General features: G+C 60.8%; 14 protein-coding genes. 6 read left to right on the plus strand and 8 right to left on the minus strand.

Annotated features, from left to right (window positions below; all coding sequences use genetic code 11):
* The first annotated feature begins 14 nt into the window (after positions 1–14).
* The 6 genes from V7660_RS13915 (at position 15) to mnmA (ending at position 4,019) form a co-directional block, all read left to right on the plus strand.
* Positions 15–365, plus strand: coding sequence for a YdbL family protein (locus tag V7660_RS13915; RefSeq protein ID WP_335603656.1), 351 nt, complete (start codon positions 15–17; stop codon positions 363–365).
* 36 nt (positions 366–401) lie between these two features.
* Positions 402–662 (plus strand): hypothetical protein, encoded by a 261-nt coding sequence (locus tag V7660_RS13920; protein ID WP_335603657.1) that lies wholly within the window; start codon positions 402–404, stop codon positions 660–662.
* An 82-nt stretch (positions 663–744) separates the two neighbouring features.
* A complete protein-coding gene (locus V7660_RS13925; RefSeq protein WP_335603658.1) occupies positions 745–1,386 on the plus strand; it encodes a histidine phosphotransferase family protein in 642 nt (213 codons plus the stop codon).
* 88 nt (positions 1,387–1,474) lie between these two features.
* The gene (locus tag V7660_RS13930; protein WP_335603659.1) at positions 1,475–1,840 is read left to right on the plus strand and encodes a response regulator; all 366 of its coding nucleotides are present in this window, start codon (positions 1,475–1,477) and stop codon (positions 1,838–1,840) included.
* 68 nt (positions 1,841–1,908) lie between these two features.
* Positions 1,909–2,751 carry a CheR family methyltransferase gene (locus V7660_RS13935; protein ID WP_335603660.1) on the plus strand — a complete coding sequence of 281 codons (843 nt, stop codon included), beginning with the start codon at positions 1,909–1,911 and terminating at the stop codon, positions 2,749–2,751.
* Between the two features lie 83 nt (positions 2,752–2,834).
* Complete coding sequence (gene mnmA / locus V7660_RS13940; RefSeq protein ID WP_335603661.1) at positions 2,835–4,019, plus strand: tRNA 2-thiouridine(34) synthase MnmA; 1,185 nt, start codon at positions 2,835–2,837, stop codon at positions 4,017–4,019.
* Here the strand turns inward: mnmA and V7660_RS13945 are convergent.
* From V7660_RS13945 to V7660_RS13980, 8 genes are all read right to left on the minus strand, one after another.
* Positions 4,016–4,753 (minus strand): helix-turn-helix transcriptional regulator, encoded by a 738-nt coding sequence (locus V7660_RS13945; RefSeq protein ID WP_335603662.1) that lies wholly within the window; start codon positions 4,751–4,753, stop codon positions 4,016–4,018. The genes mnmA and V7660_RS13945 overlap by 4 nt on opposite strands.
* A 185-nt stretch (positions 4,754–4,938) precedes the next feature.
* Positions 4,939–5,781 carry a DMT family transporter gene (locus tag V7660_RS13950; RefSeq protein ID WP_335603663.1) on the minus strand — a complete coding sequence of 281 codons (843 nt, stop codon included), beginning with the start codon at positions 5,779–5,781 and terminating at the stop codon, positions 4,939–4,941.
* A gap of 33 nt (positions 5,782–5,814) precedes the next feature.
* A complete protein-coding gene (locus tag V7660_RS13955) occupies positions 5,815–6,894 on the minus strand; it encodes a mitochondrial fission ELM1 family protein (protein ID WP_335603664.1) in 1,080 nt (359 codons plus the stop codon).
* Complete coding sequence (gene greA / locus V7660_RS13960; protein WP_335603665.1) at positions 6,895–7,368, minus strand: transcription elongation factor GreA; 474 nt, start codon at positions 7,366–7,368, stop codon at positions 6,895–6,897. It abuts the gene before it with no gap.
* A gap of 67 nt (positions 7,369–7,435) precedes the next feature.
* Complete coding sequence (gene carB, locus V7660_RS13965; RefSeq protein WP_335603666.1) at positions 7,436–10,708, minus strand: carbamoyl-phosphate synthase large subunit; 3,273 nt, start codon at positions 10,706–10,708, stop codon at positions 7,436–7,438.
* A 127-nt stretch (positions 10,709–10,835) separates the two neighbouring features.
* On the minus strand, positions 10,836–11,297 hold the full coding sequence (locus tag V7660_RS13970; RefSeq protein WP_335603667.1) for a nuclear transport factor 2 family protein: 462 nt from the start codon (positions 11,295–11,297) through the stop codon (positions 10,836–10,838).
* Between the two features lie 167 nt (positions 11,298–11,464).
* The gene (locus V7660_RS13975; protein ID WP_335603668.1) at positions 11,465–11,803 is read right to left on the minus strand and encodes a glycine zipper domain-containing protein; all 339 of its coding nucleotides are present in this window, start codon (positions 11,801–11,803) and stop codon (positions 11,465–11,467) included.
* A 99-nt stretch (positions 11,804–11,902) separates the two neighbouring features.
* Positions 11,903–12,637: an MBL fold metallo-hydrolase gene (locus V7660_RS13980; RefSeq protein WP_335603669.1), complete on the minus strand. Its 735-nt coding sequence runs from the start codon at positions 12,635–12,637 to the stop codon at positions 11,903–11,905.
* Positions 12,638–12,706: the final 69 nt, after the last annotated feature.

Genomic DNA, 12,706 nt, shown 5'->3' on the forward strand with positions numbered 1-12,706 from the left:
AATCAGGAGACGATATGATGAAATCCCTTCGCACTTTTTTCGCTGCCCTGGCCCTGGCATTCGGGCTGGCCACATTGGCCCCAGCCGCTTCGGCGGGTGATCCTGTAATCGACGCCGCCATCGAGGCGGGTGAGGTCGGTGAGCGCATTGATGGACGCCTCGGCGTCATCGGGTCCGGCGACCCGGCCCTGATCCGCAAGGTTCAGGAGATCAACAACCGACGCGCTGCCAAATACGCCCAAGTTGCTGCTGAAACCGGCACCACGGTGGCGGAAGTGGCCCGCATCACGGGCGAAAAACAGATCGCCAAGCTGAGCCGTGGCCAATGGTACATGGACGCCAGCGGCACCTGGAAACAGAAATAGCTTGTTTCCGGCGCCGTCCGGCGTAGGTGAATCTTCATGTCGCGCAAGCTGATCTTATGGATAGTCGCCAGCTTCGTGCTTCTGGGCTTGATGCTCTGGGGCATATCGCTGCTGTGGGAAAGCAATGCCGATGGCCTCTCCGGTCATGGCTGGCTCGCCTATATTCTGGGCGGTGTGATGACGCTCGGCCTCTCCATTGGCCTGTTCCTGCTGACCTTCCATAGCGCGCGGCATGGTTATGATGATATGGAGCGACCGGAAGACACAACTGAGCAGAAAGTCGAATATCGCCAATAGTTCATACAGCCTTGATTGACACACCGGGCGGCTCACACAATCCTGCGCAAAATCTGAACTCTAGAACGGGGCGCTCCCATCCATGATCGATCCTGCACGCCTGTCCGCGTACATCGCATCGCGCATCTGCCATGACCTTGTTTCGCCCGTTTCCTCGGTCACCAATGCGCTGGATCTGCTGAACGATCCCGGTGACATGGAAATGAAGGCTCAGGCACAGGACCTGTTGCATGATGGCGCGGAGAAGGCTGGCGCGCGGATCCAATTCCTGCGCTATGCCTTCGGCTCGATCGGGCTGAATTCTGGCGCTGCCGACATTCATGAAGCGCGCAAGATCACCCAGAATTTCGTGGCGAGCCACCGGCCCAGCATCGAATTCGACATCCAGACCGACCATCTGAGCTTCTCGCATGTGCGCATGATGATGAACCTCGTCATGATGGGGATCGACTGCCTGCCGCGGGGCGGGGTCATCCATGTCCGCATTCGCAATGAGCAAGTGGGCCTGACCATCACATTGACCTGCAAGGGCAAGCGGGCCCGTCTGCGCCCCGACATTGCCAATGGTATCAAGGAAATCGAGCCGGAAGATGGCTGGCGGCCGGAGACGATCCAGCCCCTGTTCTCCAAGATCATCTGTGACGGTCTGGGCGGCGAACTGACTGCCAGCGAAAGCGATGAGACCGTCATCATCATGGCGGCGGGCATCCGCGCTGAGGGCTGACGGCCCGGCTGAAATTTACACTTTGGCAGGACTTTCTTAACCGGGGTCGGCCAGATTCGACGCCAAGTTGCTGCGCACAGGATATCCTATGAAAACCTGTCTGATCGTCGACGATTCCCGTGTTGTCCGAAAAGTGGCGGCGCGTATCGTGCGCGACCTGAAATTCGATGTCCTGGAAGCCGGTGACGGCGCTGAGGCCATGCGCCAGTGCCGACAGAAGATGCCGGATGCCATCCTGCTCGATTGGAACATGCCGGTGATGAACGGGCTCGATTTCCTGCGCGCCCTGCGCCGTGAGGAAGAGGGCAAGCATCCGCTGGTGGTGTTCTGTTCTATCGAAAACGACGCGGAACACATCAATGAGGCGTTGAGTTCGGGTGCCGACGAGTTCATCATGAAGCCATTCGACGCTGATATTCTGGAAAGCAAATTTGCGGAAGTCGGTCTGGTCTGAAGCATTTCTTAATAAACCGCGACCTATGGGTAAGGTTTATGGGCAGAATGTCCGATTCGGAGTGTTAGATGCAGGAAGAGGTCTTCAACGAGTTGGCTGAGCTGGCGCTGAAAGGCTCCGGACAGGCGATTCCGAAATCCAAATCCTATCTGATCGAAGCCCGGCTCGCCGCGATTGCACGCCGCGAGGGGTTTGGCACGATGGCGGACCTCGTTCACTGCCTGAAATCCCGCGCCAATCCAGTTTTCGCCGCTGAAGTGGCCGCAGCGCTGGTCTCCAAGGACACATGGTTCTTCCGGGACCGCGACGCGCTGAAGCGCGTGGTGGAAGAGATCCTTCCCAAACGCCTGAAAGCCTCCAACACCGGCCGCCTCAAGGTCTGGTGCGCTGGCGGGGCCACAGGCCAGGAAGCCTATTCGCTGGCCATCCTTCTGGAAGACGAACTTCCGGCCAGCCTGCGCGGCGCCCAGATCGACATTCTCTCGACCGATATCTGCAAGGTTGCGACCGAGAAGGCCCGTGTGGCGCGTTTCGGCCATTATGAGGTCCAGAAGGGGCTTTCGATTCACCGTCTGGTGAAGCATTTCACCCGGCTGGAAACCGGGCAGTGGGAGGCGTCGGAAGCGCTGCGCTCCCGTATCAGTTTCCGCCAGCACAATCTGCTGGAACGCGCGGACGGGCTGGGCAATTTCGATGTCATCCTGTGCCGCAATGTGTTGTCCGGCATGGCCCGGTCGGCCCGGACTAAGGTGATCGACAGTGTCGCGAAACAGATGATGCCGGGCGGTATGATCCTGCTCGGCGGCGGCGAAAGCGTCATCGGCCTGACTGACAAGCTGGAGCCGGCCCGCCATTTTCGGGGCGGCTGGGTCGCGGCCGGAACGGCCAACGCCGAAGCATCTGCAGCCTGACCCCCTCGCAATTTGGCGCGTCCCGCGCTATATGCCCCCATTCCTGAAACTGCTCCGGGCCTTTAACCCGGTTGGAGTGAGACATGACTTATGAATTGCCGCCCGCCTGGGATGGCCGCGTGAACTCTCTTGGATTTGCCAAACCGCCCGCGGAAACGCGCGTCGTCGCTGCCATGTCGGGCGGAGTCGACAGCTCTGTCGTGGCCGCCATGCTGAAGGCGCAGGGCTATGACGTGATCGGGATCACGCTGCAGCTCTACGATCATGGCGCGGCCATCGAGAAGAAGGGGGCGTGCTGCGCCGGACAGGACATCCATGATGCCCGGAATGTGTCCGACCAGATCGGCATTCCGCACTATGTGCTCGATTACGAGTCCAAATTCCGCGAGCAGGTGATGGAAGACTTCGCGGATACCTATCTGGCGGGGTCGACGCCCATCCCGTGCATCCGCTGCAACCAGACGGTCAAATTCTCGGATCTCCTGAAGACGGCCCGCGATCTTGGCGCAGATTGCCTTGCGACGGGCCACTATATCCGCCGGACAGGCGGCGACACCGGGCCGGAGCTTCACCGCGCGGCCGATGCCAGCCGCGACCAGTCCTATTTCCTGTTCGCCACGACGGCAGAGCAGCTCGACTATCTGCGCTTCCCGCTGGGCGACTTGCCGAAGACGCAGGTGCGCGAACTGGCCGACCAGTTCAATCTGCCGGTCGCCTCAAAGCCGGACAGCCAGGATATCTGTTTCGTGCCGGAAGGCTCTTATGCGACGGTGGTCGAGAAATTGCGTCCGGGCGCCGGGCGCGGCGGCGAGATCGTGCATCTCGATGGCCGCGTGCTGGGCGAGCATAATGGCGTGATCCACTACACGATCGGCCAGCGCCGCGGCTTGGGTGTCGCGACGGGCGATCCACTGTACGTGGTGAAAATAGACGCGCCGAACCGCCGGGTCATTGTTGGCCCGCGCGAAGCGTTGATGACGTCCGGCTTGCTTCTGGAAGAGCTGAACTGGCTGGGCGAAGGCTCTCTTGAGGCCGCCGCCGATGCGGGCTCGCCCGTGCTTGTCCGTGTGCGGTCCACACGGCCGCCCGTGCCAGCCCGTTTGGGCTGGAGCGAGGGCGTGCCCGTGATCTGGTTTGATGACCCGGAAGAGGGCGTCGCACGCGGTCAGGCTGCCGTGCTCTACGACGCCGAAGGCAGCACGCGCATCCTCGGCGGCGGCTTCATCCTGAAGCCGATCCCGGCCGATGAGCGCGTGGTGGCAGCCTAGCTCAACAGACCGAGCGCCATCCCTCGCAAGGCGGCCGAGACCCGATCTGAAACATCCAGCTTCTCGAAGCTTCGCTTCACATATGTGTGCACAGTGTTGGCGGACAGGTCGAGTGTTTTTGCGATTTCTCCATTGGTTTGTCCTTTGGCGACAAGTCTCAGGATCTCCCTCTCTCGCTTGGACAGGGCAGGTTCAACGGGAAGCCGACTGAGAAGCACATCTATGTAGGCAAGGTGTCCCATTTGACACGCCATATGCAGTGTAGAGATCATGGATGCGTCAGGGGAGTGTTCATCTCTGCCAAAACCGAAGCCGCAATATCCATTCCGGCCATTCGGGCCGAACACGGGCACTGTAATGCCGACGTCGAGCTTGAATTCCCGGGCCCGGTCCAGGAATTCGAGTTCCCGGTCCGTCAGGTCTGGCATCTGGCGCGCTTCGCGCCAGAAGAACGGGTATATGCGCGTGGAGGCCAGCCGGGCCATAGGATCGCATTCATATAGCCGATGCTGATAATAGATTTGCACCCATGCCTTCGGGAAACCGACCGAAGAAACATTCAGGTTGGTGTTGAATTCCTCAACGCCTACCGGAGGATAATGGATGTAACTCATCATCTTTACGGGAGTGTGGTCATAGAATTCGAAGGCGGCGGTTCTGAGGTCCTTGAAACTCGTCGATTCCCGACAGGCTTTCGCATACGCATGCAGAGGTGCAAGACTCTCCTCGGTCATTTCATCTCCCCTTGGAGCAGGATTTTTTCCGCTCTCTTTCAGATGAAGATAGAGCGAAAAGCTGATTTGGAAATGGCCGAATTATTTCGGGAGTCTCGCACCCATTCCGGCAGGGGCCGGACGGTACGCAACGAGGCTGATGATGGCGCTCACATGTATCGGCGTGCTATAGGAGCCGTAGCTGCCTAGCGCAGCCTGCGCGCGGTCGCAACCGCCAGGCCTATGCCTCCCAGCACAACCAGCGCCGCAATGACAAAGCGTAGTGTCAGCGCCTCGTCGAGCAATGCAATCCCGCCCAGTGCGGCAAGGACGGGGACACTGAGTTGGGCCACAGCTGCGGTGGATGAGGCAAGGCGGGGCAGGATGGCATACCAGAGCGCATAGCCTAGCCCCGACATGACCATGCCTGACAGACAGGCGAGCAGGATGCCCAGAGGCGCTACCTGTGGCGTAGCGGCAAACAGGGCGAGCAGGCTGAATGGCGCGGCTATCGCGAAATTTGCCGCCGTCTCGGCAGTGGCATTCCTTGCGCCGCGTCCCATCAGCGAATAGATGCCCCAGCCGAGCGCAGCGACGCCCATCAGCGCAGCGCCGGCCGGGTCGATCCGCGCATCCTGCGCGGGCCACAGGAACCAGGCGAGCCCCCCTGCCGCGACCAGTGCGCCGACCCATTTCAGGGTGGGAACATGTTCTTTCGCCACCAGGGCGCCAACGAACATGGTGATCTGTACCCCGCCGAACAGGATTAGTGCCCCGGTGCCCGTATCCAGGGAAAGATAGGCAAAGGAAAAGCCGAGCATATAGGCGAGCAGGGCCGCTACGCTGGTCCATCGCCTTGGCGACAGCAGGGCAGGGCGGGCCGCCGATTTCAAAAGAACGATCAGGCCGAGGATGAGTGCGCCGCTGAACAGGCGAATGATGGCGAAGCTTGCCGGGTCGATGAGGCCACCTGCCAGCGCCAGACGGTTCAGTATCGAATTGGCCGCAAAGGCGAGCATGGTCAGAAGGGTGAGCGCGAACAGCTTCATCAGGCGCTGGTCATGCGGGGAGCCGTATCAGGCTCATTCCATCCAGTCCGGCGGGGCGACCTTGGTGTCATCGCCGCCCATGTCAGGCTGTGGATGGCGGGCCAGCAACTTCTCGACAATCGCATCGGCGACCCGGTCCGCTTCCCGCAGGGCCGGATAGCTCCAGGTTTCGAGTGTGCCCCCGAACCAGCGCGCAGCGCCGTGATCGATCAGGCTCTGGTGCAGGCTGTCAAACTTCTTGGAGCGCCCTTCGAGGCGTGCGATATGAATCGGCAAATCATGCCAAGCGGCGTCCGACAGCATGTTTGCGCTGTCTTCCGTCACGATGGCGCAGTCGGAGAAAACCAGCCAGGCAAGATAGGGATTTTCGCCATCTTCCGGGCCTGCCCAGAACCGCGCCCCGATTTCATCCGCCATCGAACGGAAGCGGGCAATAACCGGCACCGGCGTGCGGCGGGACGTGGTGATACGCAGGCGCCAGCCCTGTCCGGCCAGTATGCGCAGCTGGGATTCAAGGCGCTCGGCAGCCGCATCGGTGAATGTATGTGCACGGGAGTTCCCGCCGAGAATGACAATGGCGCTCTTGCTGCGCTCGTCGGCAAGGTCTGCGAAGGACTGTCCGGCCTCTTCGATCAGGTCAGGTGCAAAATAAGACGGTGAGCCGATGGTCTGGATGACGTTCGGTCCATTGACCTCATCATGTGTGGGCGTGACGAGAAGATCGAAATTGTCTGCGGGTATGCGCGGATCGAGAATCTGGACCGTCAGGGTCTTGCCCCCGGACAATTCCCGCACCTTGCGGGTCAGCGCGGCCGAGCGGCGGCCTGCAGCGACCCAGACAGTCGGCCAGGGTGCTTCCAACTGGGCGCGCTGGCCTTTGGGCAGTGAGGCCAGGGGGGCAGGCCATTTATCGGCCGGCAGCCAGGTCCAGGGTATGCGCGGCGTCAGCATCAGAGGGTCTGAGCGGTGCGCTTCGCCATTAATATGAGCGATCTGGATCCATCGCCGCGTATCGCCCAGTGCCTGCAGCACCGCGCGGACCTGAGAAGCATTGCCTGCGCGGCCGTCGGAGACCGCCCAGACGGATGGTCCGAGCGACCCCGTCTCAGCCATTTACAGGTACTCGACCTTGGCAACCTCGTAGGCGCGTGCCCCGGACGGGGCCGCCACCTCGGCTTCGTCGCCTTCTTCTTTGCCGATCATTGCGCGGGCAATTGGGGAGGTAACGGAAATCTTGCCGTCCTTCACATTGGCTTCGTCTTCGCCAACGATCTTGTACGTGCTTTCTTCTTCCGTATCGACATCAATCAGGGTGACGGTCGCGCCAAAGCGCACCTTGCTGCCGCCCAGCTTGGAGACGTCAATGACGTCCGCTCGTGCCAGCTTGTCGTCGATCTCGGCGATGCGGCCTTCGATGAAGCTCTGCTTCTCCTTGGCGGCGTGGTATTCAGCGTTTTCGGACAGATCACCATGCGCACGAGCTTCCGCGATCGCCGCGATAATGTTCGGGCGCTCAACGGATTTCAGCGTCTTTAGTTCTGACTGAAGCGCAGCATGGCCTTCTGCGGTCATGGGAATGCGGTCCATCTGTGTCACCTCTATTGTTGGCGGCAAAATCGTTGTCTTAATTGGTAATTGCGTCAAGTGGGGCTGATCAGGCCGATTGCAAGGCGCGCACCGAGATTTCCCGGTCTTTCATGCTTTCGATGGCCTGAACCGACGCCATCGAGGAGGCAAGAGTTGTGAAATACGGAATCTTCCGGTTCACGGCGGTCCGGCGAATCGAGGCGGAATCTGCCAGCGAGGCTGCGCCTTCGGTGGTATTGAACACCAATTGCACATTGCCATTGATCATGGCGTCAACGATGTGCGGCTGGCCTTCCAGAACCTTGTTTATGCGCGTCACTTTCAGGCCTTCGCCTTCGAGGAAGGCGGCGGTTCCGCTGGTCGCCAGGACAGAGAACCCGAAATCGATGAGTTTCCGGATGGCCGGCACAATGGCCTTCTTGTCGCCGTCTCTCAGCGAGACAAACACCGTTCCTGAGTCCGGAAGCTGGACTCCGACACCCATCTGGCTTTTCAGAAAGGCCATGCCGAAATCATCATCCCAGCCCATGACTTCGCCGGTCGAGCGCATTTCGGGGCCGAGCTGCGGATCGACGCCTGGGAAGCGGGCAAATGGGAAGACGGCTTCCTTCACCGCGACGCGGCGCGGATTGGCGTGGGTCAGGTCGAAATCGGTCAGGCTGGCACCGGCCATGACCTTGGCGGCGATAGCGGCAATCGGAGCGCCGACAGCCTTGGCAACGAAGGGCACGGTCCGGCTGGCGCGCGGATTGGCCTCCAGCACATAGATCTCGTCATCCTTGACCGCGAACTGGATGTTGATCAGGCCGCGAACTTTCAGCGCCCGCGCGAGCGCAATCGTCTGCTCGGCGAGACGGCCCTGAAGGGCGGGCGACAGCGTGTAGGGCGGCAACGCACAGGCGGAGTCGCCCGAATGCACGCCAGCCTCTTCGATATGTTCCATGATGCCCGCGACATGCACATTCTCGCCGTCGCAGAGGGCGTCCACGTCCACCTCGATCGCATCCGACAGATAGCGGTCGATGAAGAGTGACGCGTCGCCGGAATCCTTGGCCACGTTCAGGGCTTCGGCCGCGAACTTGCGCAGGTCTTCATCATTGCGGGCAATTTCCATGGCCCGGCCACCCAGCACGAAGGAGGGGCGCAGCATGACCGGATAGCCGATCTCATTGGCTTTCACTTCGGCTTCTTCGACCGAGCGGGCCGTGCGGGACGGGGCCTGCTGGATGCCGAGCTCGTCGAGCAGGGCCGCGAATTGCTCGCGGTCTTCGGCAAGGTCGATCGAGGCCGGGCTGGTGCCGAGGATTGGTACGTTCTCATGGTCCAGCGTGTTGGCCAGCTTCAGTGGCGTCTGACCACCGAACTGGACGATCACCCCGTTCAGCCTGCCGGCCGACTGTTCCTTGTGAATGATCTCCAGGACATGCTCGTCGGTCAGGGGCTCGAAATAGAGACGGTCCGACGTGTCATAGTCCGTAGACACTGTTTCCGGGTTGCAATTGACCATGATGGATTCAATGCCGATGTCTTCCATCGCAAAGGCGGCATGGCAGCAGCAATAGTCAAACTCGATGCCCTGTCCGATCCGGTTGGGGCCGCCACCCAAGATGATGGCCTTGTTACGCGTCGAGGGCAGGGCTTCGCACTCTGCCTCGTCGGCGCCGAACACCGGCTGCTCATAGGTGGAATAGAGATAGGGCGTCTTGGCGGCGAACTCCGCCGCACACGTATCAATGCGCTTGTAGACGGGGCGCACGCCCAGTCCGTGACGCAGGGCGCGGATCGCGGCCTCGTTCTTGCCGACCAGCTTGCCGAGACGCTTATCGGAAAAGCCGAGCATCTTCAGGCGCAGCATGCCCTCATGATCCTGTGGCAGGCCGTCCTTCAGAATCTCAGCCTCGACCTCCATCAGCTCCGCGATCTGGCGAAGGAACCACTTGTCGATGGACGTGATCTGGTGAACTTCGTCCACGGACAGGCCCTGGCGCAGGGCTTGTGCCACAACGCGCAATCGGTCCTGTGTCGGCACGCCCAGTGCATTGCGCAGATCGGCTTCGGTCTCGAATGCGATATCGTCCAGGCCGGACAGGCCCGTCTCCAGTGAGCAGAGCGCCTTTTGCAGGCTTTCCTGGAAGGAGCGGCCAATCGCCATCGCCTCGCCGACGGATTTCATTGCGGTGGTCAGCACCGGATCGGCGCCCTTGTACTTCTCAAAGGCAAAGCGGGGGATCTTGGTGACCACATAGTCAATCGTCGGCTCGAACGAGGCTGGCGTGACGCCGGTAATATCATTGTCGAGCTCGTCCAGCGTGTAGCCAACCGCCAGCTTTGCCGCGATCTTCGCAATCGGGAAGCCTGTCGCCTTGGAGGCCAGTGCGGAGGAGCGCGACACGCGCGGGTTCATCTCGATCACGACCAGGCGTCCATCGGCCGGGTTCACGGCAAACTGGACATTCGACCCGCCGGTCTCGACGCCGATTTCGCGGAGTACCGCGATCGAGGCGTTCCGCATGATCTGGTATTCCTTGTCGGTCAGCGTCAGCGCGGGCGCGACCGTGATGGAATCTCCGGTATGGACCCCCATCGGGTCAATGTTCTCGATGGAGCAGATGATGATGCAATTGTCCGCCTTGTCGCGGACGACCTCCATCTCGTATTCCTTCCAGCCGAGCAGGCTTTCATCGACAAGGATCTGGGCCATCGGTGAGGCGGCAAGGCCCGACCGGCAAATCTCTTCATATTCCTCGACATTGTACGCCACACCGCCGCCTGTGCCGCCGAGCGTGAAGGCCGGGCGAATGATGGCGGGCAGGCCGACTTCGTCCAGCGCGGCCATGGCGCGCTTCAGGCCTTCGATCCGGTCATACTTGCCGTCTTCCTTCTTCGGAGACGCTATGATGGCAGCGCGGGGATTTTCGAGACTCAGCCGGTCCATCGCTTCGCGGAACAGCTTGCGGTCTTCGGCCATCTCGATGGCTTCGGCCTTCGCGCCGATCAGCTCAACGCCATGCTTTTCGAGGATGCCGGCATAATGCAGGTCCAGCGCACAGTTGAGCGCGGTCTGGCCGCCCATGGTCGGCAACAGGGCGTCCGGCTTTTCGGCCTCGATGATCTTCTCGACCACTTCCGGCAGAATGGGCTCGATATAAGTGGCGTCAGCGAGTTCCGGGTCGGTCATGATCGTCGCCGGATTCGAATTTACCAGGATCACCCGGTAGCCTTCGCTCTTCAGCGCCTTGATCGCCTGCACGCCGGAATAGTCGAACTCACAAGCCTGCCCAATGATGATCGGACCGGCACCAATAACCAGGATAGAGCGGATATCCGTGCGCTTCGGCATGTTGCTTTTCTCCTACCGGGCCAAACGGCTGCTCCATAGCTGGGAGTCGGGGGCGGGGGCAAGGCCAAAGGGATGGGTTTCCGTCAATAGCTGTAATTGATTTTCACCAGCCCGCCTGCCGCCCGGCCTAGACCGGGGCGTCATGCACGGTGGAATGCTCCTGGACGAGGTGCCAGCGGCCAGTGATCTTCTCCCAGACCTGCGACACAGCCTGGACCTGATTCATCACGCCGTCATGATGCGTGACGCCGCTCAGCTGGGTAAAGAAATGGGCCGCTGCCATGTCGCGCGTACAGCGCAGATTGATCGCCGAGACGATGCTGATGTGCCAGCGCTTGAAAGTATCCTCCAGAATCGGCCGCCAGAGCTGGCGGTAATCGTTCAAAGTACGATTCACTGAAACGTCCCGGCCAAAATCGCTGAGTAAACGAATACAGCCAGGGCCCGTGAGAGGCTCATCGGCCGCTGCCAGCTGGCCGTGCGGCCAACAGCGATACCAGTCCCGGATGCGTTCGCGCACGGCGCGATCATCCGCTTCGATATGCTTCGAGCCGGAAATAAAATTTTTGAGGGGCGTAACTCGTCCCATGAAGTGTCTCCTGTCTCACAATCTTGCTGAATAAACGTGCCAGCGTTTTGCGTGTTCCGGTTCGGCCGGGGAGAGACAGGGGTCATACGATGGCGAAAATGTGCCGCAAAAGAAAAGCCCCGCTTCCAAAGAAGCGGGGCTCACCATCACTCTACTACCTCGGCTGCTTACCAGCGCGAGCTGTCATACGGGTAGCGGTCATAGATGTCGGCGCGGCCATCGCCATCCGCATCTTTTTCATCCGCCTGGTCTTTCACGCCGGGCATGTCGCAATCCTCGGATTCCGTACAGCCTTTGGCGGCGCCGGCAGACCCGCCCAGAACCGCGCCAATGGCAGCGCCTCGGCCAGCATCGCCATCGCCAACATTGTTACCGATTGCGGCGCCTGCGACGGCCCCTGCTGCGGCGCCAACTGCGGCATTGCGTTCCGTCGTACCCGTTTGCGTACAGGCGGCCAGAGCAAGGGCGCTGGCGCCAATGGCGGCAAGTTTCAGATAAGCGGTCATGGGACATTCCTTTCCGTTGTGTACGGGGCAGAAACGTCTTCTTTTCGGCTTGGTTCCAAGCAATTTCAGAGACTTGCCGGATCGTAATACGAAATTCCGTCAGCTCCAGCGCTTGGCAAGCTTCTGGTCTGTCGCGTCCGCATCCTGTGTTGCGGCGCCTTGGTATCCGGTGATCGAGTCCGCGACGAAGGGATTGTCCTGCCGTTCCTGACCGAAGGTGGACAGGGGGCCGTGTCCCGGCACGAAGCGCATCTCATTACCCAGCGGCCAGAGCTTGCCGGTGATCGAGTCGATCAGCTGCTGGTGATTGCCGCGCGGAAAATCGGTCCGGCCGATGGAGCCGCGGAACAGGACATCGCCGACAAAGGCCAATGCGCCATCCTTGTGATAGATCACGACATGGCCCGGCGTGTGACCGGGGCAGTGGGCAACGCCGAATTTATTGCCCGCCAGTTCCAGTTCGTCGCCATCCTGCAGGTAGCGGTCCGGCTTCACATTGCGGCCGTCTGTAATGCCATATTTGGCGCCCTGCGCTTCCAGCTCGTCCAGCAGCCATTGGTCATCTTCATGCGGACCGATGATCGGGCAACCCGTGCGCTCGGACACTTCGGTCGCCGCGCCGGCATGATCGAGATGGCCATGCGTCAGCCAGACGCCGACGATCTTCACGCCGAACTGTTCGGCCGCGCCCATCAATTTGTCGACCTCGCCGCCCGGATCGATGAACACCCCTTCCATCGTGTCGGTGGACCAGATCATCGATGTGTTCTGCTGCAGCGGCGTCACAGGGATGATGCGGATTTCGAGCTTCGGCTGGGGGGCTTGGTCTGTCATGCTTCAGAAATAGCGTCCGGAGAGGCCTTCGTGAAGGTGCAAGCGTGCTTTCCCTTGCGACGGGTCTTG

Origin of the sequence: Hyphomonas sp. (assembly GCF_036964145.1) — a bacterium.
In the GTDB taxonomy this organism is placed as follows: Bacteria; Pseudomonadota; Alphaproteobacteria; order Caulobacterales; family Hyphomonadaceae; genus Hyphomonas.